The organism is Luteimonas sp. BLCC-B24, assembly GCF_028550595.1.
Classification (GTDB): domain Bacteria; phylum Pseudomonadota; class Gammaproteobacteria; order Xanthomonadales; family Xanthomonadaceae; genus Luteimonas.
In genome coordinates, this window is sequence record NZ_JAQQGN010000001.1 from 564,126 (window position 1) to 590,596 (window position 26,471).

Annotated in this window: 25 protein-coding genes; 11 read left to right on the forward strand and 14 right to left on the reverse strand. The window is 71.3% G+C overall.

What is annotated here, in order from left to right; translation table 11 throughout:
- Positions 1-23: 23 nt before the first annotated feature.
- Both trpA and trpB read right to left on the reverse strand, forming a co-directional pair.
- A complete protein-coding gene (trpA, locus tag PQS31_RS02805; RefSeq protein ID WP_272761148.1) occupies positions 24-830 on the reverse strand; it encodes a tryptophan synthase subunit alpha in 807 nt (268 codons plus the stop codon).
- Positions 831-901: 71 nt separating this feature from the next.
- The gene (gene trpB / locus PQS31_RS02810; RefSeq protein WP_272761149.1) at positions 902-2,119 is read right to left on the reverse strand and encodes a tryptophan synthase subunit beta; all 1,218 of its coding nucleotides are present in this window, start codon (positions 2,117-2,119) and stop codon (positions 902-904) included.
- A gap of 110 nt (positions 2,120-2,229) precedes the next feature.
- Here trpB and PQS31_RS02815 point away from each other — a divergent pair, with 110 nt between their 5' ends.
- Entirely contained in the window at positions 2,230-3,117 is an 888-nt protein-coding gene (locus PQS31_RS02815; RefSeq protein WP_272761150.1) for a LysR family transcriptional regulator, read from the forward strand.
- A 514-nt stretch (positions 3,118-3,631) separates the two neighbouring features.
- Here PQS31_RS02815 and PQS31_RS02820 read toward each other — a convergent pair.
- The 7 genes from PQS31_RS02820 to prmB all read right to left on the reverse strand — a co-directional run bounded on the left by PQS31_RS02820 (position 3,632) and on the right by prmB (position 11,392).
- Positions 3,632-4,267 (reverse strand): phosphoribosylanthranilate isomerase, encoded by a 636-nt coding sequence (locus tag PQS31_RS02820; protein ID WP_272761151.1) that lies wholly within the window; start codon positions 4,265-4,267, stop codon positions 3,632-3,634.
- On the reverse strand, positions 4,264-5,052 hold the full coding sequence (gene truA / locus PQS31_RS02825; RefSeq protein WP_272761152.1) for a tRNA pseudouridine(38-40) synthase TruA: 789 nt from the start codon (positions 5,050-5,052) through the stop codon (positions 4,264-4,266). Before truA ends, PQS31_RS02820 begins: the two co-directional genes overlap by 4 nt.
- A gap of 10 nt (positions 5,053-5,062) precedes the next feature.
- A complete protein-coding gene (locus tag PQS31_RS02830; protein WP_272761153.1) occupies positions 5,063-6,862 on the reverse strand; it encodes a FimV/HubP family polar landmark protein in 1,800 nt (599 codons plus the stop codon).
- Positions 6,863-6,901: 39 nt separating this feature from the next.
- Positions 6,902-7,930 carry an aspartate-semialdehyde dehydrogenase gene (locus tag PQS31_RS02835; RefSeq protein ID WP_272761154.1) on the reverse strand — a complete coding sequence of 343 codons (1,029 nt, stop codon included), beginning with the start codon at positions 7,928-7,930 and terminating at the stop codon, positions 6,902-6,904.
- Positions 7,931-8,019: 89 nt separating this feature from the next.
- On the reverse strand, positions 8,020-9,045 hold the full coding sequence (locus PQS31_RS02840) for a D-glycerate dehydrogenase (RefSeq protein WP_272761155.1): 1,026 nt from the start codon (positions 9,043-9,045) through the stop codon (positions 8,020-8,022).
- Positions 9,038-10,156: a chorismate synthase gene (gene aroC, locus PQS31_RS02845; protein WP_272761156.1), complete on the reverse strand. Its 1,119-nt coding sequence runs from the start codon at positions 10,154-10,156 to the stop codon at positions 9,038-9,040. Before aroC ends, PQS31_RS02840 begins: the two co-directional genes overlap by 8 nt.
- Positions 10,157-10,420: 264 nt before the next feature.
- On the reverse strand, positions 10,421-11,392 hold the full coding sequence (prmB, locus tag PQS31_RS02850) for a 50S ribosomal protein L3 N(5)-glutamine methyltransferase (protein WP_272761157.1): 972 nt from the start codon (positions 11,390-11,392) through the stop codon (positions 10,421-10,423).
- A gap of 226 nt (positions 11,393-11,618) precedes the next feature.
- Here prmB and PQS31_RS02855 point away from each other — a divergent pair, with 226 nt between their 5' ends.
- Together PQS31_RS02855 and asd are read left to right on the forward strand one after the other, a co-directional pair.
- Positions 11,619-12,284: an SCO family protein gene (locus tag PQS31_RS02855; RefSeq protein WP_272761158.1), complete on the forward strand. Its 666-nt coding sequence runs from the start codon at positions 11,619-11,621 to the stop codon at positions 12,282-12,284.
- On the forward strand, positions 12,281-13,129 hold the full coding sequence (asd, locus tag PQS31_RS02860) for an archaetidylserine decarboxylase (RefSeq protein ID WP_272761159.1): 849 nt from the start codon (positions 12,281-12,283) through the stop codon (positions 13,127-13,129). The genes PQS31_RS02855 and asd overlap by 4 nt, the downstream gene beginning before the upstream one ends.
- A gap of 308 nt (positions 13,130-13,437) precedes the next feature.
- Here the strand turns inward: asd and PQS31_RS02865 are convergent, their stop codons facing one another.
- On the reverse strand, positions 13,438-14,988 hold the full coding sequence (locus PQS31_RS02865; protein WP_272761160.1) for a transglycosylase SLT domain-containing protein: 1,551 nt from the start codon (positions 14,986-14,988) through the stop codon (positions 13,438-13,440).
- A 115-nt stretch (positions 14,989-15,103) separates the two neighbouring features.
- Between PQS31_RS02865 and PQS31_RS02870 the strand changes: the two genes are divergently transcribed.
- The 3 genes from PQS31_RS02870 to PQS31_RS02880 are packed head-to-tail and all read left to right on the forward strand — an operon-like array spanning position 15,104 to position 17,722.
- On the forward strand, positions 15,104-16,600 hold the full coding sequence (locus PQS31_RS02870; protein WP_272761161.1) for a helicase HerA-like domain-containing protein: 1,497 nt from the start codon (positions 15,104-15,106) through the stop codon (positions 16,598-16,600).
- Between the two features lie 7 nt (positions 16,601-16,607).
- Positions 16,608-17,111, forward strand: coding sequence for a transcription elongation factor GreB (gene greB, locus PQS31_RS02875; RefSeq protein ID WP_272761162.1), 504 nt, complete (start codon positions 16,608-16,610; stop codon positions 17,109-17,111).
- Positions 17,108-17,722: a hypothetical protein gene (locus PQS31_RS02880; RefSeq protein WP_272761163.1), complete on the forward strand. Its 615-nt coding sequence runs from the start codon at positions 17,108-17,110 to the stop codon at positions 17,720-17,722. Before greB ends, PQS31_RS02880 begins: the two co-directional genes overlap by 4 nt.
- A gap of 101 nt (positions 17,723-17,823) precedes the next feature.
- Here PQS31_RS02880 and PQS31_RS02885 read toward each other — a convergent pair whose 3' ends face one another.
- Positions 17,824-18,222: a hypothetical protein gene (locus PQS31_RS02885; protein ID WP_272761164.1), complete on the reverse strand. Its 399-nt coding sequence runs from the start codon at positions 18,220-18,222 to the stop codon at positions 17,824-17,826.
- On the reverse strand, positions 18,219-19,589 hold the full coding sequence (gene rimO, locus PQS31_RS02890; protein WP_272761165.1) for a 30S ribosomal protein S12 methylthiotransferase RimO: 1,371 nt from the start codon (positions 19,587-19,589) through the stop codon (positions 18,219-18,221). The genes PQS31_RS02885 and rimO overlap by 4 nt, the downstream gene beginning before the upstream one ends.
- A 170-nt stretch (positions 19,590-19,759) precedes the next feature.
- Between rimO and PQS31_RS02895 the strand changes: the two genes are divergently transcribed.
- Both PQS31_RS02895 and PQS31_RS02900 read left to right on the forward strand, forming a co-directional pair.
- Positions 19,760-20,434, forward strand: coding sequence for a dienelactone hydrolase family protein (locus PQS31_RS02895; RefSeq protein WP_272761166.1), 675 nt, complete (start codon positions 19,760-19,762; stop codon positions 20,432-20,434).
- Between the two features lie 13 nt (positions 20,435-20,447).
- Complete coding sequence (locus PQS31_RS02900; protein ID WP_272761167.1) at positions 20,448-20,867, forward strand: HIT family protein; 420 nt, start codon at positions 20,448-20,450, stop codon at positions 20,865-20,867.
- Positions 20,868-21,416: 549 nt separating this feature from the next.
- On the opposite strand, the gene dcd is transcribed toward PQS31_RS02900, so the two are convergent.
- Both dcd and apbC read right to left on the reverse strand, forming a co-directional pair.
- Positions 21,417-21,986: a dCTP deaminase gene (gene dcd, locus PQS31_RS02905; protein WP_272761168.1), complete on the reverse strand. Its 570-nt coding sequence runs from the start codon at positions 21,984-21,986 to the stop codon at positions 21,417-21,419.
- A gap of 301 nt (positions 21,987-22,287) precedes the next feature.
- Entirely contained in the window at positions 22,288-23,142 is an 855-nt protein-coding gene (gene apbC, locus PQS31_RS02910) for an iron-sulfur cluster carrier protein ApbC (RefSeq protein WP_272761169.1), read from the reverse strand.
- Between the two features lie 171 nt (positions 23,143-23,313).
- Here apbC and PQS31_RS02915 point away from each other — a divergent pair, with 171 nt between their 5' ends.
- The 3 genes from PQS31_RS02915 to rnfB all read left to right on the forward strand — a co-directional run bounded on the left by PQS31_RS02915 (position 23,314) and on the right by rnfB (position 26,460).
- Positions 23,314-23,754 (forward strand): DUF2147 domain-containing protein, encoded by a 441-nt coding sequence (locus tag PQS31_RS02915; RefSeq protein ID WP_272761170.1) that lies wholly within the window; start codon positions 23,314-23,316, stop codon positions 23,752-23,754.
- A gap of 161 nt (positions 23,755-23,915) precedes the next feature.
- Positions 23,916-25,979, forward strand: a complete 2,064-nt coding sequence (gene metG / locus PQS31_RS02920; protein ID WP_272761171.1) for a methionine--tRNA ligase — start codon at positions 23,916-23,918, stop codon at positions 25,977-25,979.
- A 64-nt stretch (positions 25,980-26,043) separates the two neighbouring features.
- Positions 26,044-26,460, forward strand: a complete 417-nt coding sequence (gene rnfB, locus PQS31_RS02925; RefSeq protein ID WP_272761172.1) for an Rnf electron transport complex subunit RnfB — start codon at positions 26,044-26,046, stop codon at positions 26,458-26,460.
- The last annotated feature ends 11 nt before the right edge of the window (positions 26,461-26,471 follow it).

Below are 26,471 nucleotides of genomic sequence, written 5' to 3' on the forward strand. Positions count from 1 at the left end.
CCCGGCCTGCCCCGTGGGCGCAGTCAGGCGGCGTCGAGCGCCGCCCGGAGCGGCGCCAGGAAGGCCCCGGCGCGGGCGGCGGCCTCCTCGGCGCTCGCGGCGCCGTCGAGGGCATCGACCAGGGCACTGCCCACCACCACGCCGTCCGCATCGATCGCCATCGCCGCGGCGCTCGCCGCGTCACGGATGCCGAAGCCGGCGACGACCGGCGCGCGGCTCGCTGCGCGGATCCGGCGCAGGCGGGCCGAGGCCTGTGCGGTGTCGAGCCGGTCGGCCGCACCGGTGACCCCGGCGAAGCTGACGTAGTACAGATAGCCCTGGGCGCCGTCGCACAGGGCCTCCATGCGCGCGTCGGTCGTGGTCGGCGACGCCAGCAGCACCAGCGCGATCCCGGCCGCGTCGAACGCCGCGCGGAAGTCGCCCGCTTCCTCGGGCGGCAGATCGACCAGCAGCACGCCGTCGACGCCCGCCGCCGCGGCCTGCCGGGCGAACGTGTCCGCGCCGCGGATGTCGACGGGGTTGAGGTAGCCCATCAGCACGACCGGGGTGACGGTGTCCTTGGCCCGGAACTCGCGCACGGCGTCGAGCACGTAGGTCATGCCCGCGCCCCGCCCCAGTGCGCGCTCGGAGCTGCGCTGGATCGTCGGGCCGTCGGCCATCGGGTCGGAAAACGGCACGCCGAGCTCGATCACGTCGGCGCCGGCCGCGACCAGGGCGTGCATCACCGGCACGCTTGCTTCGAGCGCGGGATCGCCAGCGGTGAAGAACGGGATCAGGGCCTTGCGGCCGGCGCTGCGGAGCGTGGCGAAGCGGGTGTCGATGCGGTTCATCAGGGTCCGTGGCGATCCGGTGCTGGGGTCTGCCGCGGCCGGCAGTGTCGTCTCGGGTTCGGCGTGGGCACTCACAGCACGAGGCCGTCCCGCTGCGCGATGGTGTGCACGTCCTTGTCGCCGCGGCCGGACAGGTTGGCGAGCACGATCGCGTCCCTGGGCAGTTCGCGCGCGAGCTTGATCGCCTGGGCGATCGCGTGGCTGGATTCGAGCGCGGCGAGGATGCCTTCGGTCTTCGCGAGCTGGTGGAACGCGGCCAGGGCCTCGTCGTCGGTGATGCCCACGTACTGCGCACGGCCGGCGTCGGCGAGGAAGGCGTGCTCCGGGCCGACGCCCGGGTAATCGAGGCCCGCGGAGACCGAATGGGTTTCGGTGATCTGGCCGTCGTCGTCGCAGATCACGTAGGTGCGGTTGCCGTGCAGCACGCCCGGCCGGCCGGCGGCGATCGAGGCCGCATGGCGCCCGGTGTCGATGCCGTCGCCTGCGGCTTCGGCGCCGACGATGCGGACGTCCGCGTCGTTGAGAAACGCGTGGAACAGGCCGATCGCGTTGCTGCCGCCGCCGACGCAGGCGGTGATCGCATCCGGCAGGCGGCCGTATTCGGCCAGCATCTGCGCGCGCGCCTCGCGGCCGACGATGGCGTTGAAATCGCGGACCATGCGCGGATACGGGTCGGGACCGGCGACGGTGCCGATGATGTAGAAGGTGTCGCGCACGTTGGACACCCAGTCGCGCATCGCCTCGTTGAGCGCGTCCTTGAGCGTCGCCGAGCCCGAGGTCACCGGCACCACCTGCGCGCCGAGCAGGCGCATGCGGTAGACGTTGATCTTCTGCCGCTCGATATCGGTGGCCCCCATGTAGACCACGCATTCCAGGCCCAGGCGCGCGGCGACCGTGGCGCTGGCGACGCCGTGCTGGCCGGCGCCGGTCTCGGCGATGATCCGGGTCTTGCCCATGCGGCTGGCGAGCAGTGCCTGGCCGACGGTGTTGTTGATCTTGTGCGCACCGGTGTGGTTCAGGTCCTCGCGCTTGAGCAGGATGCGTGCGCCGCCGACGGCCTCGCTGAGGCGCTCCGCGTGATAGATCGGGCTCGGCCGGCCGACGTAATGCGCGAGATCCCGGTCGAAGGCCTGCTGGAATGCGGGATCGGCCTTCGCGGCGTCGTAGGCGGCCGCGAGTTCGGCGATCGGCTCCATCAGCGTGTCGGCGACGAAGCGCCCGCCGTAGCGGCCGAAGTGGCCGTTCGCATCGGGGAAGGCGTGGTAATCGGACAGCGGCATCGCGGACATGGCGGTCGACGGCAGACCGTCGCAGGACGAGGAGTGATCTGCACTCTAGCGCACAGGTCACTGCCTCGATAAGCGATAAGATCTGCGCGATCCGTCAGTAAATCTCACATATGTCGGCCGATGGCCTGCCCCCGCTCAATGCACTTCGCGCCTTCGAGGCCGCGGCCCGGCTGGGCAGCCTCAGCCGCGCGGCCGACGAACTGCACGTCACCCACGGCGCCGTGAGCCGACAGGTGCGGCTGCTGGAGGAGGCGATCGGCACACCGCTGTTTGAACGCGCGGGCCGCGGCCTGCGCCTGACCGGCGCCGGGACGCGGCTGCGCGACGCCGCCGGCGACGCGTTCGGGCAACTGCGCAGCGCGATCGCCACGATCCAGCGCACCGGGGGCGACGCCGCGCTGGTGCTGGGCTGCCCGGGCAGCCTGCTGGCACGCTGGATGATTCCGCGGCTGCCGCGGCTGGCGAGCGCGCTGCCGGCGCTGACCCTGCACCTGTCGCCGCACGAGGGCAGCTTCGCGCCGTCCCTGCCCGGCCTCGATGCGGCCCTGCTGATCGGCAGCGGCCCATGGCCGGAGACGTGGCGGGTGCAGCGGCTGGCGGTCGAGCGGATCGGTCCGGTGCTGAGCCCACGTCTCGAGGACGCGACGCGCATCACCGCGCTGTCGCCGGCCGCGCTGCTGAACGAGCCGCTGCTGCACACGGCGTCGCGCCCGCAGGCCTGGCCGGCCTGGGCCGAGCGCGCCGGCGCCGCCGGCGTCATGCCGCAGCTGGCGACCGGGTTCGAGCATCTGTACTTCCTGCTGGAGGCAGCCACCGCGGGCCTGGGCGTTGCGATCGCGCCGCAGGAGCTCGTCGCCGACGACATCGCGGCCGGTCGCCTGCTGGCGCCCTGGGGCTTCGTCGAGACCGATGCGCACTGGGTACTGGCCACACGCCGCGATGCGGGGGATGCCCGCCTCGCCCCGTTGGCGGCGTGGCTGAGGGTGCAGCTGGCGTGACGGTGCGGGCGTGCGACGCCCGGCTGCACCATCGGCCACGCGCGCGTCCCGCGCGGTTCGGTGGCCCGCCCGCCATATCCACGTGCGCTCGCGCGCGAACCCGGCGTTCCCGGCGATTCCCATCGCGCAAGCGCCCTTCCACGGCGGCGGCTGGGCCAATCGTGTCGATCGGCGGCGGAACCGCCCTGTCGTCGACCGGGAGCGATGTCGGCTGGCGCGCGCGTCGCGTTGTCCGGACACGGCTTGCCCCCGGCCTGGGCCAGGCGCGCGCCTGCACCTGCGGGACGCAAGCGGACGCTCGCTTCGGAAGGCGCCATCGCGCGCAAGCGCGCTGTGACGAGGAAGAACCAGCGCGATCGTGTGGCTGCGCGGGCGGCGCGTTCGACCTGCGACGCGACGCCTGCCACGACATGCCCAGGCGCTCGCGCGCGACCGCGGCTTGCCCGGAACACCCGACCCGCCAGTGCGCATACCCGGAGTCGCCCGGGCGCCGCTCCACCCGCATCGACGCGCGCTATCGGGCGCCGCGCACGGCCTCGACGAATGCGCGCATCCGCGCGTGATCCTTGTGGCCCGGTACGCGCTCGATGCCGCTCGAGACATCGACACCGTCGGGTCGCGCCGTGGCCACGGCCTGGGCGACGTTGCCGGCATCGAGGCCGCCCGCCAGCCAGAACGGACGATCGAGCGAGCGCGGCAGCGCCTGCCAGTCGAAGGTCTGGCCGCCGCCGCCCGGTTCGCCGGCCGCGTGACCGTCGAACAGGAACGCCGCTGCGCGTGGATAGGCCTGCAGCGACGCGAGCGCGGATGCCGGCGCGCCGCCCATTGCGATCGCCTTCCAGTACGGCAGGCCGAAGCCGGCGCAGAACGCGTCGGGCTCGGCACCGTGGAACTGCAGCACATCGGGCGCGACAGCAGCGACCACCTCGGCCACCGTCGACGCGGGGTCGTCCATCATCAGGGCGACCAGGCGCACCGATGCCGGCACCGCGTCGCGCAGCGCGCGCGCCGCATCGATGTCCAGCCGCCGCGGGCTGCGTGCGGCGAACACGAAGCCGACGCAATCGACGCCGAGCGCGACCGCCGCCGCGACGTCCTCGCGCCGGGTGAGACCGCAGAACTTGATCGCGGGGGACGGGGATGCACTCATGCCGCGAACGTCACTTCGGCCGGCAACGCCCATTCGGGCGGATACAGCGGCCCCAGAAACACCAGGCCCGCGGCCGGCGCGGTCGGGCCGGCGCGGCTGCGATCCCGACCGGCGAGCAGTTCACCCATCCAGCCCTCGGACTGTGCCCCGGCGCCGATCTCCAGCAGCGAGCCGACGATGTTGCGCACCATGTGATGCAGAAATGCGTTGGCCTGGACCTCGACCACCACTTCGTCGTCGATCCGGTGCACCGAGATCCGCTGCAGCTCGCGGCGCGCATGCGGCGCCTGGCAATGCACGGTGCGGAATGCGGAGAAGTCCTGTTCGCCCAGCAGCGCCTGCGCCGCGCGGTGCATGGCGTCGGCGTCGAGCGGGCGCAGCTCCCAGGACAGGTACTGGCGATGCAGCGCCGGACGTACCGGCCGGTTGAGGATGCGGTAGCGGTACTGGCGGGCGCGGGCCGAGAACCGCGCATTGAAATCGTCGGGCATCGGCTGGCACCAGCGCACACTGATCTGGGGCGGCATCAGCGTGGTCGCACCGAGCATCCATGCGCGCGGCGCGCGTTCGGCCTCGGTGTCGAAGTGCACCACCTGGCAACGTGCGTGCACGCCGGCGTCGGTGCGGCCCGAGCAGGTCGTGGCCACCGGATGGTTCGCGATCCGCGACAACGCGGTCTCCAGCGCCGCCTGCACCGATTCCTGCCCGCCCGCACCCGCCTTGCTCAGGCGCTGCCAGCCGAGGAAGCCATTGCCGTCGTACTCGACGCCCAGCGCGATCCGCATTGCCGGCCGATCAGTCCAACGTGCGCAACAGCCGCGCCGCGTCGGTCGCCGCGCCGGGATCGTCGCCGTGGAGAACTTCCTGCAGCAGCGTGCGCGCGGTGTCGGTATCACCGAGATCGAGGTACGCGCGTGCGAGTTCCAGACGCTCGACGGCCACCGGCGGCGTCACCGGACCCAGCGCCGGCGGCGACGGCGCGACATCGGCCGCCACCTCGGCATCGACGACGACCGCCGGCGCGGCCTGCGGCTCCACTGCGGCCGACGCGGACGATTGCGGGTGCGCGCTGCCCTGCCCGGCATGCCAGGTCGGCCCGGCCGCTGCCGGCACGGGCGGCGCGACCGGCGTCGGCGTCGGCGACGCCGTCGGCGTGACCGCGAACGCCGGAGCCGGCGACGAGGCCGGCGCCGTGCCACCGCCCGGCATGCCGGCGGCGAGCGCGGCGCTGTCGAGCCGGCGCCCGGGCACGGGCGCCGGCGTCCGTCCACGACGGCCCAGCACGAACGCGAGCGCGGCGACGATCAGCAGGCCCACGCCCAGCCACAGCCAGGGAATCGAGGCGGCCGATGCCGCCTGCTCCTGATTGCTGGCCTCCATGCGCTGCTGCGCGGCCGCGAGCTCGGCATCCTTGAGCGCGATCAGCTGCTGCTGCTGCGCCTGCAGCTGTTCCAGATCGGCCAGCCGCGCCTTCAGCTCCTCGACCTCGGCGGTCCGCGCGGCGATCGATTCGTTGGCCTGTTGCAGTTCCTGACGCAGCATGTCCCCTCCACCCCCGGCATCGATGCCGGATTGCGTGCCCGCACGCTGGGCATCGCCCGACGGCGGTGTGATCTCGAGCCGGGCCTTGGGACCGGCGCCCGTGGGCGCGCCCGCCGCGGCAGGCGCACCGGCCGCGACCGCGTCCGCGCCGACCGCGTCGGGCTGCGGCGCAGGGCGGCGCATCTCGCGCCACTGCCCCACCTGCTCGCGCACCACGGCATTGGCCTCGGCCGCGCTGAACTCCGTCCACTGGTCGCGCGCCGGCACGCGCAGCACCGCACCCTGGCGCACCAGGTTGAGGTTGCCGCCGATGAACGCTTCCGGGTTGTTCCGCAGCAGCAGCACCATCGCCTGGTTGACGGTGATGCCCGCCTCGGCCGCCAGCGGCGCGGCGATCGCCGACAGGGTCTGGCCGGCCTGGACCGGCGCGAGTTCGCCGGGCACGGCGGGGGCCTGCGACGCCGCCGGACGGGCCGCGGGCGTGGCGGGCACCCCGGCGGCGACGTCGGCCGGCGCGGCAGTTTCGCCAGCGGGGTCGACACCGGGCGTCGGCGCAGTCGCCGGCGCGCGCACGATGCTCGCCGGCGGTGCGACCACCGGCGCCTGGATCGCCGGCTGCGCCGGTGCGGCCAGGGTGTCGGGCACCGCCACCAGGGCCGAGTACTCGCGCACCAGCCGGCCCTGCCCCCAGTCGACCTCGACCAGGAAGGTCAGCGATTCCTGCGTGACCGGCGCGGCGCTGGTGACCCGGATCACCGGCCGTCCGCGCGGGTCCAGCGCCACACTGAACTGCAGATCCGAGACCAGTCCCTGTGGCGGCTCCAGGCCGATGCGCGCGAAGGTCTCCGGCGAGGCCAGCCGCGCCTGCAGCGCGCGCAGCTCGGCCGGGTCGCTGGAGACGATGGGGATCTCGGCCAGCAATGGCTGACCCTGCTGCGAGCGCACCTCGATGCGTCCCAGGCCCAGCGCGAGCACCGGTCCGGCCACGGCCAGCAACAGGCCGGCCAGCAGCAGACGCTGCGCGATGCGCACGATGGTGGTTCCCCTGATCATCCGGCGACTGTAGCGGCGCGGCCTCCCGATCCGCAACGATCAGCCCTCGGCCGCGACCAGCTCGGCGACCTGCACCGCGTTGAGCGCGGCGCCCTTGCGGATGTTGTCGGCGACGATCCACAGGTTCAGGCCGTTGGGATGCGAGAGATCCTCGCGGATGCGCCCAACGAACACCGGATCGCGGCCCGACGCATGCGTGACCGGGGTCGGATAGCCGCCGGCGGTGCGGTCGTCGACGACCTCGACACCCGGCGCCGCCGCCAGCAGCGCGCGCGCCTCGTCGACGCTGATGCGCTCGCGCAGCTCGACCGCGACCGCCTCCGAATGGCCGTAGAACACCGGCACGCGCACCGCCGTCGGATTCACCCGGATGCTGGCGTCGCCGAGGATCTTGTGGGTCTCCCAGACCAGCTTCATCTCCTCCTTGGTGAAGCCGTTCTCGAGAAACGCGTCGATCTGCGGGATCAGGTTGAACGCGATCTGCACCGGGAACTTCTGCGGGTCGATGTCGCGGAAGTTCAGCAGATCGCCGGTCTGCCGGCCCAGCTCTTCCATCGCCGAGCGGCCTGCGCCCGAGACCGACTGGTAGGTCGAGATGTTGATGCGCACGATGCCGGCGCGGCGGTGCAGCGGCGCCAGCGCGACCAGCATCTGCATCGTCGAGCAGTTGGGGTTGGCGATGATGCCGCGCGGACGCGTGCGCGCCGCGTCGGGATTGACCTCGCTGACGACCAGCGGCACGTCGTCGTCGTAGCGGAAGGCCGAACTGTTGTCGATGACGACGGCGCCGGCCGCGGCGAACTTCGGAGCAAAGGCCTTGCTGGTGTCGCCGCCGGCGGAGAACAGCGCGATGTCGACGCCGGCCGGATCGAAGGTGGCGAGGTCCTGCACGACGATGTCGTCATCGCCGAACTTCACGGTGGTGCCGGCCGAGCGCTCGCTGGCGAGCGCGACGAGCTCGGACACGGGGAACGCGCGCTCGGCGAGGATCGACAGCATGGTCTCGCCGACGGCGCCGGTGGCACCGACGACGGCAACGCGGAAACGGCGGGGCTGGGAACTGGACATGGACGGGTCTCTGGAAAGTCTGGAGTCGGGTCGCGCGTGGCGCGGGCACTGCACTGGATCGGGTTCGGGGAACCGCCCGCCCTGGACGCTCAGGCGGTTCCCGGACGTTTCGCGTCTTTGCCGCCGGTCGCGGCAGGCGCGATCGGCGTCGGCGGACGCCCGGCCTCCGGTCCGGCGCCCAGCGCGGCGATCAGATTGTCGACGGCGAGTGCGACCATCGCGCGGCGCGTGGCGAGACTGCCGCTGGCGATGTGCGGCGTGAGCACGATGTTGTCCAGCGCGAGCAGGCGCGGATCGACCGCAGGCTCGCCCTCGAACACGTCGAGCGCGGCCGACGCCAGTCGACCGCTGCCCAGCGCGTCGGCCAGCGCGGCTTCGTCGACGATGCCGCCGCGGGCGATGTTGGTCAGCGTCGCGGTCGGCTTCATCTTCGCCAGTGCGGCGGCATCGACGATGTGGTGGCTGGCGGCCGAATACGGCAGCACCAGCACCAGGTGATCGGCCTGCGCGAGCAGCGTGTCGAAGTCGACGTACGACGCGTTGCAGTCGCGCTCGATATCGGCCGGCAGGCGGCTGCGGTTGTGGTAGAGCACGCGCATCTCGAAGCCGGACGCACGCCTGGCGATGCCCTGGCCGATCCGGCCCATGCCGAGAATGCCCAGCGTGCTGCCGTGCAGATCGGCGCCGAGCAGGCCCTTGAAGTTCCAGCCCTGCCACCGGCCGGCGCGCAGATGGCGCTCGGCCTCGGTGACGCGACGCGCAGCGGCCATCATCAGCGCGAAGCCGAAATCGGCGGTGGTTTCGGTCAATACGTCGGGGGTATTGGTCGCGACGATGCCGCGCGCGTGCAGCGCATCGATGTCGAGATTGTTGTAGCCGACGCCGACATTGGCGACCGCGCGCAGCTTCGTGGCGTTTGCGATCTCGTCGCGTCCGACGCGCTCGTTCAGCGTCACCAGCGCACCGTCGACGTCGCCCAGCGCGGCCGCGACGCCGGCCGCATCGTGCTCACGCACGGCAGCGACCTGGTCGACATCGAAATGGTCGTGCAGGCGCGCGACGACATCGTCGAACAGCGGCTGCGACACCCAGACCCTCGGCCGTCGCTCAGCCATCGACGCGTCCGGGAATGCGCGGCGTCACGATGCCGACATCACCGCACTGCGCGCGATGGCGCAGCGCCTGGTCCATCAGCACGAGGGCCAGCATCGCCTCGCAGATCGGCGTCGCGCGGATGCCCACGCACGGGTCGTGGCGGCCGGTGGTGATCACCTCGACCACGTGGCCATCGGTATCCAGACCGTCGGCCGGCAGGCGCAGGCTCGACGTCGGCTTGAACGCGGTGGACACCACGATCTGCTGGCCGGTGCTGATGCCGCCGAGCACGCCGCCGGCGTGATTGGAGGTGAACCCCTGCGGCGTCATCAGATCGCGGTGTTCGCTGCCCTTCTGGACGATCGACGCGAAGCCGGCGCCGATCTCGACCCCCTTGACCGCATTGATCGACATCATCGCCGCGGCCAGTTCACCGTCGAGCTTGCCGTAGACCGGTTCGCCCCAGCCCGGCGGCACGCCGTCGGCCACGGCGGTCACGCGCGCGCCGACCGAATCGCCGGACTTGCGCAGCGCGTCCATGTAGGTTTCGAGGTCCGGGACCTGCGCGGCGTCGGGCCAGAAGAACGGGTTGGATTCGACGACGTCCCAGTCGATCGCGGCGCCGTCGACGCGCGCCGGCACGATCTCGCCGAGCTGCGACAGATAGCCGTGCACGCGCACGCCGTAGCGCTCGTCGAGCCACTTCTTGGCGATCACCGCCGCGGCGACGCGCATCGTGGTCTCGCGCGCCGACGAGCGCCCGCCGCCACGCGGATCGCGGATGCCGTACTTCTGCCAGTAGGCGTAATCCGCATGGCCGGGCCGGAACTGCTGGGCGATGTTGCCGTAGTCCTTGCTGCGCGCATCGGTGTTGCGGATCAGCAGCGCGATCGGCGTACCGGTGGTCCGGCCTTCGTACACGCCGCTGAGGATCTCCACCGCATCGGCTTCGCGTCGCGCCGAGGTGTGGCGACTCCTGCCGGTCGCGCGCCGTGCGAGATCGTGTTCGAAATCCTCGGCCGCCAGCGCGATGCCGGGCGGGCAGCCGTCGACCACGCAGCCGATCGCCGGCCCGTGGCTTTCGCCGAAGGTCGTGACGGAGAACAGTTGGCCGAAGCGGTTGCTGGACATGAGTGGCGCGCGGTCGCGCGGCATGGAAACGCGGGGCCGGCAAGCTTAACGCGCCGGCGTGGTGCGTGGACGCACCGTGACGGGTCGACCTTGCGGGAGTCGCGTTCGACGCGGCCCGCCGTCATCCCTGCGGCTTTCAACAGACGCAGCTCTGGTCACGCGGGACTCCGGCGACATCGATCGCGGCCCTCGAAACGTCGCCCGGAAGGCCCGGACACCGTGGAAGCCACGGAATCCCGGCGCGCGCCGGGATCCCGGCGGGTCTCAGAACAGGCCCGCTCCCGCGCTCCCCGTCGCCTCGACCGCGGCCGACGTCGCGGCCTCACGCTCGGCCGCCAGCTGGGTGATACGCGCGCTGTGGCTGACCAGGTCGTGGCGCTCGACGACGAAGATGCCCATCTGGCCGACCTGGAACTCGATCCACATCAGCGGCAGCTCTGGCAGCAGCCTCACCAGACGCTGCTCGGACTCGCCGACCTCGCAGATCAGCAGGCCGTCCTCGGTGAGATGCCGCGGCGCGTCGCGCAGGATCTTCAGCACCAGATCGAGGCCGTCGTCGCCGGCGCGCAGGCCCATCTCGGGCTCGTAGGAGTACTCCCTCGGCAGCGCGTCGGTCTCGTCGTTGGTGACGTAGGGCGGATTGGTGACGATCAGGTCGTAATGCTCGCCCTGCAGGCCGTCGAACAGATCGGACTTGAGAAAACGCGTATTGCGCACCTCGAGGCGCGTCTCGTTTTCGGCGGCGAGCGACAGGGCCTCGTCGCTGAGATCCACGCCGTCGACGTGCCAGTCGGGATTGTGGTGCGCCATCGCGATCGCGATGCAGCCCGAGCCGGTGCACAGGTCCAGCGCACGGCGCACCTCGCGCCCGCCGAGCCACGGCTCGAAGCCGCCGAGGATCAGCTCGGCGATCGGCGAACGCGGCACCAGTGCACGCGCGTCGGATTTGAAGCTCAGTCCCGCGAACCAGGCCTCGCCGGTCAGATACGCCGCCGGCACGCGTTCCTCGATGCGGCGCAGGAACAGACCGAGCACGTCTTCCTTTTCCGCCAGCGTGACCCGCGATTGACCGTAGACCGGGCTGAGATCGTGCGGCAGGTGCAGCGCGTGCAGGGTGAGCTGGGTGGCCTCGTCGATCGCGTTGTCGTAGCTGTGGCCGAAGGTCAGCCCGGCGGCGTTGAAACGGCTGGCGCCGTAGCGGATCAGGTCGACGATGGTCTGCAGTTCTTCGGTCATGGCGCGCGCGGGGCTCGGGGGACGGCGTGATGGCCGGGAAGTATAGGTCAGCGCCGGTTCCGCCCGGATTCCAGCCCGCGCGCGGCGCCGACCACGCCGGCCGTCCTATGGGCGCCGAGCGAGTTGCCGCACCGTGCCCGCGCGTCGCCGCGAAACGCGCGACAGCGCCGCGGGGGCGGCGCCAGCGCGCCGGGTATCATGGACGGCACCCGACACGGATCCGGCGATGTTCAACCGCACCACCCTGGTCATTCTCTGCGTTGCGCTGGCCGGCGGCCTCGGCCTGCTGGCGGCGCAGCGCTGGTTCGTCGCCGCGCCCGCGGGCGCGCAGAGCGAACTCGAGGTCGTGCAGCTGTATCCGCAGCCACGCGAGATTCCCGGCTTCGCGCTGCAGCAGTCCGACGGCACCCAGCTGTTGCCGGGTGAACTCGCGGGCCACTGGACGCTGGTGTTCATCGGCTTCACCCAGTGCCCGGACATCTGCCCGATGACGCTGACCCACCTCGCCCAGGCGCAGCGCCAGTGGGAAGCGCTGCCCGAGGCGATCCGTCCGCGCGTGCTGTTCGTCTCCGTCGATCCCGAGCGCGATACGCCGGAGCGTCTCGGCGACTACGCCCACGCCTTCCATCGCGACACCCTGGTCGCGACGGCCGACGTGCCCGCGCTGGAGGCGTTCACCCGATCACTGTCGATGGTGTTCGCCCGCGTGCCGCTCGATGCAGCCGCGCCCGACGGCGCCTACACCATCGACCACAGCGCGTCGCTGGCGGTGCTCGACCCGCAAGGCCGCATGGCCGGCGTGGTCTCGGGCCGCGTGCTCAATGCCGAAACGCCACAGCCGGAGGCGATCGCGGCCGACCTTGCCAAACTGACCGCGGAATCGCGCCCATGAGTCTCGTCACCAAGCTGACCTACGCCCTGCCGCACCGTTACCTCTCGTCACTGGCACGGCGGCTGGCGTATTCGCAGAACCCGCGCACGCGGCGCTGGCTGATCGACACGGTGGTGCGCAAGTTCGGTGTGGACCTGTCGGAAGCGGCGGACGCGGACCCGGCTTCCTACGCCAGCTTCAACGCCTTCTTCACCCGTGCGCTGCGTGAAGGCGCGCGCGTGCCCGATCCCGATCCGCGCGTGCTGCTGATGCCGGCCGACGGCCACATCAGCCAGTGCGGCCCGATCGAGGCCGGACGCATCTTCCAGGCCAAGGGCCAGTCGTTCACCGTGGCCGAGCTGCTCGGTGACGCGGCCGACGCGGCGCCGTTTCTCGACGGTGTCTACGCCACGGTCTATCTGTCTCCGCGCGACTACCACCGCGTGCACATGCCGTGGACGGGCACGCTGCGCGAAACCGTGCACGTGCCGGGGCGGTTGTTCAGCGTCGGCACCGCCGCGGTCGCCAGGGTGCCGCGGCTGTTCGCACGCAACGAGCGCCTGGTGTGCCATTTCGACACCGATTTCGGGCCGATGGTCCAGGTGATGGTCGGCGCCTTGCTGGTGTCCGGCGTGGAAACGGTGTGGAGCGGCGAAGAGATTCCGGCCTACGGCGATCGCCTCCAGCGCAAGGACTACCGCGGCCGGAACATCACGCTGCAGCGCTTCGAGGAGATGGCCCGCTTCAACTACGGCTCGACCGTCGTCGTCCTGTTGCCCAGGGGCGTGGCCGAACTCGATCCGTCCCTGCACGCCGAATCGCCGGTGCGCCTCGGCCAGGCACTGGCGCGGCGCACGACGGTCTGAGGCGCGGCGCACGCCCGCGCACCGGGCGGAGCGGATGGATCCGGGGGCACTCCGCCGCCATCGACGCATCGGCCCGTAACGGAGGCCACGCATGCCCTGTGGCAGCGACGTTTCCCATGCCGGGGCATCCCGCGCGATCTGCAGCGGCGTGCCCGTGACGCGCGACGATCACGCAGCGCGGTGTCGTCAGGGGACGCGGCCAGGTGCGTCACCGCCCGGCGCCCGCCGCGAGAGTCGTCGCGCGGGGACGCCGCGCAGCGCGGCAGCAAGGCGCGGCACCCACCGCCCGCCATGCGCCGGAGCGGCGGTCAGCGCGTGCAGCCTTCCAGCGTCAGCGACTGGCCCTGCCGCAGCGCGTACGCCGGCGCCCGCAGGTTGTTCGCGCGCGCCAGCGTGGCCGTGTCGCAGCCGTAGCGCTGGGAAATCGCACCGAGGGTCTCACCGCGGGCGACGCGGTGGCTGCGCGCCGGCGTCGACGCGGCCTGCGGCGGACGCGGGGCGGCCGGTGCGGGCGCGATCGCCGCCGGTGGCGCGTCGTCGCTCGCCGGCAGCACCTCGATCGCGCCGGTGCGCACGATCGCCGCACGCGGATCGCTGTTGACCAGCTGCGCGGCGAGATCGGCCCGCGCGCCGCGCGCGCACCACTGGCGGTAGAGGCCGGCCATGCGCACGGTGCCGTTGAGCGTGGTACCGGCCGGAATCAGCGTCTCCGGTTCGTAGCTGGGATTGAGGTTGCGCAGCGCGCGCATGTAACCGTCGCGGGTGGTGCCGTTGCCGAGACAGATCGTCAGCTCGTAGACCGAGGCGGGGCGCTCCAGCGTGAACGTCGCCGGTCGGGCGTCCACCCGCGGAAAGCTCAGGCCGTATTCCTCGGGGTGCAGGTACAGCCAGGCCGCCGCGATCACCATCGGCACGTAGTCCTTGGTTTCGGCCGGGAACTGGTTGTAGATGTCCGGATCCCAGAACCGCCGGCCGTTGGCCTCGCGGTAGATCCGCAGCGCGCGCCCCTCGCCGCCGTTGTAGGCGGCCAGCCAGTATTCGATCTCGTTGCCGTGCTGGGCGAAGCGTTCGTTGAGGTAGACCGCGGCCGCATCGGCGGCCAGTCGCGGGTCGTAACGCGTATCGAAGCCGGTGCCGTCCGGGCCGAGACCGAAGCGGCGCCCGGTGGCGGGCATGAACTGCAGCGGCCCGGCGGCGCCGGCGCGCGAGCGCGCATGCACGCGGCCGTTGGATTCCTTGGCCAGGATGCCGAACAGCAGCGCCTCGGGCAGGCCGCTGCGCTTGAATGCCGGCGACATCAGATGACGCATGTACTGGTAGTTCTCGTGGCTGGTGATCAACGACACGCGCATGTCGGTGAGCCAGCGGCGGATCGAGGCCTGCACGGCCGGATTGAGTTCGACCATGCGCTTGAAGCGCTCGTCCTCGGTGAGCAGCGCGGCGGCGCTGGCCGCGGCCGGCACGTCGGCGGTCGGCAGCGCGCCGTCCTCCGGACGCGCGGGATCGCTGCCGTCGGCGCCCTGCCCGGCCTGGGCATCGGCATCGGCCTTGAGCAGGCGCTTGTAGCTCGTCAGCAGCTGCGACACGCCACAGCCGCGCTGGCGCTCGCAGGCCAGGATCACGTCCTCCATGTCCTCCAGCGCGGCGTTGCTCGCATCGAGACCCGCGGGATCGTCGTTGGCGATCTGCACCAGCGCCTGGCGGTAGCGCGCCTCGGCCTCGACCATGCGCTGTTCGAGCGCTTCGCTGGCCTCCCGGTCCCGGCGCGATTGCGCATTCGCATCGGCGGCGTGGCCGCCGAGGGCCAGCACGAGCGCGGATGCACCGAGTCGGGCGATCAGGGAAACGGGCATGGGCATCGGCACGGGGTCCTGCGAACGGGGCACGCAGGGTAGCCCCCGCCGTCGAAACGGGGCAAGGCGCGTGGCGTGACGCACTCGCTAGAATCGCGGCATCGCTTTTTGGACCACGCGCATGGATCCGATCCTCGTCGGCAAGGCCGTCACCACACCGGACGCCGGCCCGGTGCATCTGCTGCCGCGGCTCGCCAACCGCCACGGCCTGGTGGCCGGCGCCACCGGCACCGGCAAGACGGTCACGCTGATGACGCTGGCCGAGGGCTTCTCGCGCATCGGCGTGCCGGTGTTCATGGCCGATGTGAAGGGGGACGTGGCCGGACTGGCCGTGGCGGGCGACGGCTCGGACCGCGTTCTCAAGCGCGCCGCGCAACTCGGCGTCGACGGCTATGTGCCCGAGGCCAGTCCCGTCGTGTTCTGGGACCTGTTCGGCGTCTCCGGCCATCCGGTGCGCACGACCGTCAGCGAGATGGGGCCGACGCTGCTGGCGCGCATCCTCGAACTCAACGAGACCCAGTCCGGCGTGCTCGACATCGTGTTCAAGCTCGCCGACGACCGCGGCCTGCTGCTGCTCGACCTCGACGATCTGCGTGCGCTGCTGGGCCTCGTTGCCGAAGAGCGCAAGACCGTCTCCACCGAATACGGCCTGGTCAGCGCGCCGTCGATCGCGGCGATCCAGCGTGCGCTGCTGCGCCTGGACCAGGATGGCGGCACGCAGTTCTTCGGGGAGCCGGCGCTGGAGCTGGCCGATCTGATGCGCACCCGCACCGACGGCCGCGGCGTGATCGGCATCCTCGCCGCCGACCGGCTGGTGCTCAAACCGCGGCTGTACGCGACCTTTCTGCTGTGGTTGCTGTCGCAGTTCTACGAGACCCTGCCCGAGGTCGGTGATCTCGACCGGCCGAAACTGGTGTTCGTGTTCGACGAGGCGCATCTGCTGTTCGGCGACGCGCCGGCGGCGCTGCAGCAGCGCATCGAGCAGGTGGTGCGGCTGGTGCGCTCCAAGGGGGTCGGCGTGTACTTCTGCTCGCAGTTCCCAGACGACGTGCCCGACGCCGTGCTCGGCCAGCTCGGCAATCGCGTGCAGCACGCCCTGCGCGCCTACACGCCGCGCGACCAAAAAGCCGTGCGCACGGCCGCGCAGACCTTCGTCGCCAACCCGGCGCTCGACGTCGCCGCCACCATCGCCACGCTGGGCACCAGCGAGGCGCTGGTCTCGATGCTGCAGGACACGGGCGTGCCGATGCCGGTCGAGCGCGTGCTGATCGCGCCGCCGCGGTGCCGCATGGGCGCGATCAGCGATGCCGAGCGCGCGACGGTGCGCGCCGGCAGTCCGGTGGGCGCGAAGTACGACACCGCGATCAACCGCGAATCGGCGGCCGAACGCCTGGCCCAGCGCGCCGAAGCCAGCGCTGTCGATGCTCCGCCGGCGACGGGCCGAAACGCGGGCAGTCAGGCGTCGTCGAACGAAGGCGGCATCGGCCGCATGGTCAACGAGTTCCTGTTCGGCACCAACCGGCGCCAGGGTGCGGTGCAGGCCGCCGGCAAGCAGGCGGTGCGCACGGTCACCAACCGGATCATGCGCAACATCCTCGGCGGGATCCGGCTGAAGTGAGCGTGCGATGAGCCGCTGGCGCCCGCCCGCAGAGAAAAGCACCGCGCTGATCACGCCCGAGGGGCATGCGCGGCTGAAGGCCGAACTCGACGATCTGTGGCGCGTGCGCCGCCCCGAAGTCGTGCGTGCACTGTCGGCCGCGGCGGCCGAGGGCGACCGTTCGGAGAACGCCGAATACACCTACCGCAAGAAACAGCTGGGCGAGATCGACCGCCGCGTGCGCTACCTCAGCAAGCGGCTGGAAGCGCTGCGCGTGGTCGACACCGCACCGACCGATCCGGACGCCGTGTTCTTCGGCGCGCACGTGGAACTGGAAGACGTCGACAGCGGCGAATGCAGCCGCTACCGCATCGTCGGCCCGGACGAGACCGATGCCCGGCTCGGCTGGATCAGCATCGATTCGCCGCTGGCTCGCGCGCTGCTGAAGAAGCGCGTCGACGACGAGTTCGCGGTCGAACTGCCCGGCGGACGGCGCGTGTTCGCAGTGCTGGCGGTGGACTACGGCCGGTGACCGCCTGCACGCTCGGGGCGCGGCACTGGCCGCACGGCCTGCGCGTGGCACTCGCGGCGCTGGCGCTGGCCGGTGTGTCGGCCTGCGCTGGAGACCGCGCGCCTGATGATGGCGCCGCCCGATCCGCGCCCCGTTCCGCAGAACGCGCGCTGCCCACCGCCGACGCGTCGGCGCCGAAGGCGCAGGCCCATGCGGCCATCGCGCAACGCCTGCGCGGGTTTCCGATCGAACGGGGTCCGCCGCCGCGCAGCCCGCGCGCCGCGGACGACGAACGGTTCCGGCTGGGCGCGTTCTGGCGGGCGCGCAGCGACACGCATCATTTCGGTCCCGACTTCGAAGCGCGGGCCAGCGCCGCCCTGGCGCTGCCCGGCGACACCCGGTCGGACGCGGCGCTGCGGGCGCTGCTGGACACCGTCGACGCGCGCCTGCCGGCGTGGCAATCCCTGGTCGCCTACAACGCGTCCGGGCGCATGCGCGACGACGGCGGCGACGGCGGCCGCGAACGCCTGCCCGGTGCGATCAGCGCGCTCGACGCGATCGAATCGGCGGTCTGGACCTACATCGACACGGTCGACGCGGAATTCCGCGCCAGCGGTGAGCCGCCGCCCTGACGGCACGCCCGCTGCGGGTCGCTACGAACGCGCTTGCAGGCCGGGCCTTGCCGGGCGTCGCGTACGCCGTTCAACGCGCCGTCGCGCGCGCCACGGCAGCATCAGTCGACCCGCTCCATGTCGAAGATCTGCCGGTCGGAGAACGCCATGAACCAGCCGGTCCGCGACGTGAAGCCCTTGTCCGGCAGTTCGGTGCCCGGCGCCACGCGGCACAGCAGGAACGCCGCCGACGACGCGCATCGCAGGCCTGCAGCCGCCGGCACGCCCGGGAACAGGCCGGCCTGTTCGAACCCGGCGAGCGGCAACAGCGCCAGTCCTTCGCCCTGGAACATCGCCAGCCAGCCGCGGCCTTCGGCGCGCACCGTGAGCTGCGCGCCGGCCGGTAGAGAGGCCGTGTCGCCTGCCGGACGATAGGTCCCGCTGAGAGCGTCCGCCTGCGCGGCACCGGCGCCCAGCGCGAGGACCAGCGCCGACAGGGCCAGGACCGCGCCGCGGCTCATCCCAGCACCTCGTCGACCTCGCCGTAGAGGTCGTGCTCGTCGCTGCCCATGATCGCGACATCGACGAAATCGCCCGGCTGCAGGCCGGCGTCGCGGCCGTCCTGGATCTGCACGACGCCGTCGATCTCGGGCGCGTCGCCCATCGTGCGCGCGATCGCCAGTTCGCCGTCGACCACGTCCACCAGGCAGGTCTGCACGCTGCCGACCTTGGCTTCGAGCCGCGCGGTGGAAATCTCGGCCTGCTTCTCCATGAAGCGCGCGAGACGCGTCTGCTTCACCTCTTCGGGCACCGCATCCGGCAGCGCGTTCGCGGTGGCGCCCTCGACCGGCGAATACGCGAACGCGCCGACACGGTCCAGTTGCGCCTCGTCGAGGAAATCCAGCAGCTGCTGGAAATCGTCCTCGGTCTCACCGGGGAAGCCGACGATGAAGGTGCTGCGGATCGTCAGCTCCGGGCAGATCTCGCGCCAGCGCGCGATGCGCTCCCGGGTCTTGTCGATCGCGCCGGGCCGCTTCATCAGCTTGAGAATGCGCGGACTGGCGTGCTGCAGCGGCACGTCGAGATACGGCAGCAGCTTGGGCATGCCGTCGGCATGGCGCTCGGTCATCAGCGGAATGATGTCGTCGACGTGCGGATACGGGTACACGTAATGCAGGCGCGTCCACACGCCGAGTTCGGACAGGCCTTCGCACAGCGCCTTCATGCGCGTCGCGTATTGACGCTCGCGCCAGGTGCGTTCGGCGTAACGCACGTCGACGCCGTAGGCGGACGTGTCCTGCGAGATCACCAGCAGCTCGCGCACGCCGCCGCGCACCAGCTTCTCGGCCTCGCGCAGCACGTCGTCGACCGGACGCGAGACCAGGTCGCCGCGCATCGACGGGATGATGCAGAAGCTGCAGCGGTGGTTGCAGCCTTCGGAAATCTTGAGATACGCGTAATGCTTGGGCGTGAGCTTGATACCGATGTCGTCGGCCGCCGCGCGCCGCGGCACCAGATCGACGAAGGGGTTGTGGACCTGTGGCGCAGCCGTGTGGACCGCGCGCATCACCGAGCCGTAATCCTGCGGCCCGCTGATCGACAGCACACCCGGGTGCGCCTCGCGGATCACCTCTTCGCGCTTGCCCAGGCACCCGGTCACGATGACCTTGCCGTTCTCGGCGATGGCCTCGCCGATCGCATCCAGCGATTCGGTCACCGCCGAGTCGATGAAGCCGCAGGTGTTGACGACGACGACATCGGCATCGTCGTAGCTGGGCACGATGTCGTAGCCCTCCACCCGCAACTGGGTGAGGATGCGTTCGGAATCGACGAGGGCTTTCGGGCAGCCGAGACTGACGAAACCGACCTTGGGATTGGCTGCGGACATGGGGACCGTGGCTGGACAGGAGACGGGTCGCCGGCGCGCGAACGGGCGGCGGAGCGCCGGCGCGGCGAGGCGGACGGACCGCGCAGTATACCGCCCGGCTTCGCGTGCCCGCGGTGGCCCGGAGCCTCGGTTAGACTCGGGCCGGTCTGATGAACACGTCGGAGGTTGGCATGGGTCGGGACATCGTCGTCGCCACACCCTCCGGGCCGGTCGCCGCCTGGCGCGCCGATCCGCCGCACAAGGCCGCCGCCAAGGGCGCGATCGTCGTGATCCAGGAGATCTTCGGGGTCAACGCCCACATCCGCAGCATCGCCGACGGCTACGCCGCGGCGGGCTACGTGGCGATCGCGCCGGCGCTGTTCGACCCCGTGTCCCGCAACGTCGAGCTCGGCTACGACGACGACGGCTTCGCCGAAGGCCGCCGCCTGGCCGGCGAGCTGGGGCTCGACGCCGCGGTCGGCATCCTGCGCGCAACGCGCGACCTGCTGCGCCAGGACGGCCACCGGCAGATCGCGGCGGTCGGCTTCTGCTGGGGCGGTACGCTGGCCTTCCTCGCCAACACTCGCCTGGGGCTGCCGGCGGTGAGCTATTACGGCGCGCGCACCGTTCCCGTCCTGGACGAAGTGCTGCAGGCGCCGATGCTGTTCCACTTCGGCGCGGAGGACGCCAGCATTCCGCCCGCGGACATCGAGGCGCATCGCCAGCGGCAACCCGCGGCCGAGGTGCACGTCTACCCCGCCGGCCACGGCTTCAACCGCGACGTCGACCCCGCCCACTACGCGCCCGACAGCGCTGCGGATGCACGCCGCCGGACGATGAAATTCCTCGCCACAGCCCTGCGCTGAAGGACGGATCGCCATGTCCCTGCCTGCCGGATACACCCTGGACCCGCGCCTCGCCGACGACACCCATCCCCTCGCCAGCCTGGACCTGTGCGAACTGCGCCTGATGGACGATGCCAACTATCCGTGGCTGGTCCTGGTGCCGCGTGTCGCCGATGCGCGCGAACTCATCGACCTGGACGCGGCACAGCGGCGGACGCTCACCGACGAGATCGACCTCGCCGCACGCGCGCTCCGCGCCGCGTTCCAGCCGTTCAAGCTCAATGTCGCGGCGCTGGGCAACCTCGTGCCGCAACTGCATGTGCACGTGATCGGGCGCAACCAGGACGATCCCGCCTGGCCTGCGCCGGTCTGGGGCCGGGTTGCGGCGCGGCCGTACTCGCCCGAGCAGCTGGTCGAGCGGATCAGCGTGCTGACCCGGCATCTACCGGCATAGGCGCCCTGCGGCCCACGGCCCACGGCCCACGGCCCAGTTGGTCGCGCCGCGCCGTCGCAAAGGTGTCGCCGCCCGGGCGCGTTCATGCCGTTCGCGGGCGCTGCACAGCCGGAGCAGCTCGTGGCTGCGGTCACGCGCACGCGGCTCGCCAGCGCCGCTTGCAACGCGAGGCGCCGATTCCGGCCGCCGCGTGTGCGCGGCCAAGCCCGCTGGCACGCGCCCTTCCTCCGCGCGCAGACGAGGGCGCCGAGCGCCGCACCGGCGCGGACAGTGAGGCGAATGGCGCGACGTCTCGAGCAGCGCGAAGCGGCTACCGGGCGCAGGTCCACGCTTCACCGCACAGTCGCCGCGCCCGGCGCCGGCGACGGATGCGGCTCCGCGCGGTCGCACGCAGCGCAATGCGCAACGGGAGTCCTGGCAGACCGCGGAGCCTTGGCGATCCATAAGATGTGTTCGCAGACGCCGGAAGCCCGGCCCGCTGCAGCGTCAACGCTCGACACGAGACGCGATCTTCGATGTCGCGGCAGCGTCAGCCCCCCCGAGTCGACCTCAGGTGCGCGGCAGGGTGACGCCGGTCTGGCCCTGGTACTTGCCGCCCCGGTCGCGGTACGAGGTCTCGCAGACCTCGTCGGACTGGAAGAACAGCATCTGCGCCACGCCCTCGTTCGCGTAGATACGCGCGGGCAGCGGCGTGGTGTTGCTGAATTCGAGCGTCACGTGGCCTTCCCACTCCGGCTCCAGCGGCGTGACGTTGACGATGATGCCGCAGCGGGCGTAGGTGCTCTTGCCCAGGCACACCACCAGCACGTCGCGCGGAATGCGGAAGTACTCGACCGTGCGCGCGAGCGCGAAGGAATTCGGCGGGATGATGCACTCGTCGCCCACCACGTCGACGAAGCTCTTCGGATCGAAGTGCTTGGGATCGACGATCGTCGAGTTGATGTTGGTGAACACCTTGAACTCGCGCGAGCAACGCACGTCGTAGCCGTAGCTCGACGTGCCGTAGCTGACGATCCGCTGTCCGTCCGCCTGCTTGACCTGCCCCGCCTCGAACGGCTCGATCATGCCGCCGGGCTGTTCGGACATGCGGCGGATCCAGCGGTCGCTCTTGATGGTCATCGGGTCGGGGGCCTGCGGCGCGAACGGGAACGCCTATTGTCGCCTTGCCGCCCGTCCCGCGTCACCCCCGGGCCGCAGCCGATCGGAGCCGCATCCGCCATGCGCGGCCGGGCGGTATTGCGAGCGCGAGACCCGCGCGCTCTCGGCGGGTATCGCACCGGCAACGCCCGGCCCCCTTCAGGGCGCCGACGCTTCCACCGGCCCCAGGTGCCGTACGAGGCGCAAGCCGCTGGTCGACGTCCGTCCGGGCCCGCAGCCTCCGATCACGTGCCGGCTGCACGCGCGGCCGGCGCCGCCGCCCTCAGACCAGTGACGCCGAAATCGGGATCGAAACCCGCGGCCGCCGCTCCAGCTCGACGACCAGACGTCGCGCGGTATCGCGGTACGCCTGCGCGGCCGCCGATTCCGGCGCCGAGGCCACGATCGGCACACCCGCATCCCCCTGCTCGCGGATGCCGATCTCGAGCGGCAGCGATCCCAGCAACGGCACACCGTACTGTGCCGCCATGCGCTCGCCGCCGCCGCTGCCGAACAGATGCTCCACGTGACCGCACTTCGAACAGACGTGCTGGGCCATGTTCTCCACGAGTCCGAGCACCGCGACCTCGACCTTCTCGAACATCTTCAGCGCCTTGCGCGCGTCCAGCGTCGCCACGTCCTGCGGCGTGGTCACGACCACCGCGCCGGCCACCGGAATCTTCTGCGCGAGCGTCAGCTGGATGTCGCCGGTGCCGGGCGGCAGGTCGACAAGCAGATAGTCGAGGCCCTCGTCACCGCCCCACAGCGTGTCGTTGAGCAGTTGGGTGAGCGCCGACGTCGCCATGGGCCCGCGCCAGATCATCGGCGTGTCCGCCTCGACCAGAAAGCCGATCGACATCGCCTCGATGCCGTGCGCACGCATCGGCAGGATGGACTTTCCGTCCGGGCTGTCCGGTTTGCCCGACAACCCGAGCATCGTGGGCACGCTCGGCCCGTAGACGTCGGCATCCAGAATGCCCACCCGCGCACCGTCGGCCGCGAGCGCGAGCGCCAGATTGACCGCGGTCGTCGACTTGCCCACGCCGCCCTTGCCCGAGCCGACGGCGAGGATGTTGCGGATGCGGGGATGAGGAGACAGCGCGCCTTGCGGCGCGCGCGCGACGGCGCGGAGGGACATGGCGATTCAACGGGTCGGAAGCAGGCCACCATTCTAGTGGGGGCGGCCGTTTCGCGCCGGCCGCTGAACGACGGTGCACGCCTTCGACGCGCCCGCATCCGATCGGCTATAACTCCGCCACCTGCGCGGGCAAGCCTGCCGAGTCGTCGCAGTCCTTGAGGGAGGAGACCGATGTTGAAGAACAAGATGGGATGGCTGGCGCTCGTCGCACTGCCGCTGATGCTGGCCTCGCTGTCGGCCTCGGCGCAGTCGCCGGTCGGCCGCTGGAAGACGATCGACGACAACACCGGCCAGGTGAAGTCGATCGTCGAGATCACCCAGGCCGCCAACGGCACGCTCAGCGGCCGCGTGGCCCAGGTGCTGCAGTCCGACCGCGGCCCCAACCCGACCTGTGACAAGTGCAGCGGCGAACGTCGCAACCGGCCGATCACGGGCATGACGATCCTCTGGGATCTGCGCCCCGACGGCAGCGAGTGGTCGGGCGGCACGATCCTCGACCCGGCCAACGGCAAGACCTACCGCTCGAAGGCGAAGATGCTCGATGCCAGCCGGCTCGGCGTCTCGGGCTGCGTGGCGTTCATCTGCCGCGAGCAGGTGTGGCAGCGCGAGTGAGGCGTCGGGTCTCGCCGCCCTGCTGACTCCAAAGGCCCGGCGATCGCCGGGCCTTTTTCATGTCGGTTGAGGCGCACCGCGCGCGGCTCGGCCTCACGGCGCCGCCCGGGCGCGGCGCCGCCGCGTGCGATAATTCCCGACCGCTCGCCACTGCCATACCCATGCCCCGCCAGCTGCTCGTCACCACCGCCCTGCCCTACGCCAACGGCCCGCTGCATCTCGGCCATCTGGTCGGCTACATCCAGGCCGACATCTGGGTGCGGGCGCGGCGCATGGACGGCGACACCGCGCACTTCGTCTGTGCCGACGACACCCACGGCACGCCGATCATGCTGGCGGCCGAGAAGGCCGGGCGCACGCCGGAAGACTTCATTTCCGGCATCCAGGCCGGGCACGAGCGAGACTTCGCCGAGTTCGGCGTGGCGTTCGATCATTACGACTCGACCCACTCGGCCGGTAACCGCGCACTGGTCGAAACGATCTACGCGCGTCTCGACGCCGGCGGCCACATCGCGCGCCGCGACGTGGCCCAGCTCTACGATCCGGTGCGCGGCATGTTCCTGCCCGACCGCTACGTCAAGGGCACGTGCCCGAAATGCGGCACGCCGGAGCAGTACGGCGACAACTGCGAGCACTGCGGCGCGACGTATTCGCCGAGCGACCTCATCGACCCGGTGTCGGTCGTCAGCGGCGCGACCCCGGAGCTGCGCGAATCCGAGCATTTCTTCTTCGAGCTCGGCCATTTCGAGGGCTTTCTGCGCGAATGGCTGGCCGGCGACGTCGCGCTGCCGGGGGTCAAGGCCAAGCTGGCCGAGTGGCTCGACGGCGACGGCGGCCTGCGCGCCTGGGACATCTCGCGCGATGCGCCCTATTTCGGCTTCGAGATCCCGGGCCATCCCGGCAAGTTCTTCTACGTCTGGCTGGATGCGCCGATCGGATACCTCAGCAGCTTCAAGGCGCTGTGCGCGCGCGACGGGCTCGATTTCGACGCCTGGCTCGACGCCGATGCCGGAACTGAACTGCATCACTTCATCGGCAAGGACATCGTCAACTTCCACGGTCTGTTCTGGCCGGCGATGCTGCACGGCGCCGGCCTGCGTGTGCCCACGCGGCTGCACGTCAACGGCTATCTGACCGTCGACGGCGCCAAGATGTCGAAGTCGCGCGGGACGTTCGTCATGGCGCGCACCTATCTCGACCAAGGGCTCGATCCCGAAGCGCTGCGTTACTACTACGCCGCCAAGTCCTCGGGCGGCGTGGACGATCTGGACCTCAACCTCGGTGATTTCATCGCCCGGGTCAACGCCGATCTCGTCGGCAAGTTCGTCAACCTCGCCAGCCGCTGCGCCGGCTTCATCGGCAAGCGCTTCGACGGCCGTCTGGCCCCGGCGCTGCCCGAACCGGCCGTGTACGTGCGCTTCCTCGAGGCACTGGCGCCCATCCGCGAAGCCTATGCGCGCAACGAACCCGCCAGCGTGCTGCGCCAGGTGATGGCGCTGGCCGACGAGGCCAACCGCTACATCGACGAACGCAAGCCCTGGGTCATCGCCAAGCAGGACGGCGCGGATGCCGAGCTGCAGGCGGTGTGCACGCAGGGGCTGAACCTGTTCCGCGTGCTGGCGACGGCGCTGCGCCCGGTACTGCCGCGCATCGCCGCCGACGTGGAGCGCTTCTTCGGTGCCGATGCCGCGCAGTGGAGCGCACTCGACGCGCCCTTGCTCGACCACGTCATCCAGCCCTATGCCCCCCTGTTCACCCGAATCGACCCCAAGCAGATCGACGCCATGACCGACGCCTCCAAGGACACCCTCGCCGCCGCTCCGGCCGCTGCAAAAACGCCCGCCGACGCACCGGCCGCGACGCCGGCGAACGCGCCGGGTGCAGGCGCGTCCGCCCACATTTCGATCGACGATTTCGCCAGGCTCGACCTGCGCATCGGCAAGGTCGTCGCCTGCGAATTCGTCGAGGGCTCGGACAAGCTGCTGCGTTTCGAGCTCGATGCCGGCGAACTCGGCACTCGCCAGATCTTCTCGGGTATCCGCGCCAGCTACGGCGAACCGGACGCGCTGGTCGGTCGCAACGTGGTGTTCATCGCCAACCTCGCCCCGCGCAAGATGCGCTTCGGTCTCAGCGAGGGCATGATCCTGTCCGCCGGGTTCGACGGCGGCACGCTCGCGCTTCTGGACGCCGACGCCGCCGCGCAGCCGGGCATGCCGGTCCGCTGACGGCCGGCGGTCGTCCGGCCTCGCATCCGCGCGCCGCCGTCCGCGTCTCGACGCCGCTGCACCGATGTCCAACGACCCGCCCCTGGTCGAACGTCTCGATCGCCTGTTGCCGCAGACCCAGTGCGGCCAGTGCGGTTTCGACGGCTGCCGCCCCTATGCCGAGGCGATGGCCGCCGGCACGGCCGAGGTCGATCGCTGCCCACCCGGCGGCGACGCGGGCGCGCGCGTGCTGGCCCAGGTGCTCGGTGTGCCGCCGCGCCCCTACGACCGGACGCGCGGCCGCTTCCACGAGGTCGGGCACGTCGCACTCGTCGTCGAAGCCGACTGCATCGGCTGCACCAAGTGCATCCAGGCCTGCCCGGTCGACGCGATCGTCGGCGGCTCCAAACTGATGCACACGGTGATCGACGCACTGTGCACCGGCTGCGAACTGTGCGTGCCCGCGTGCCCGGTGGACTGCATCGAGATGATCGCGCCCTGAGGGCGCGGCAG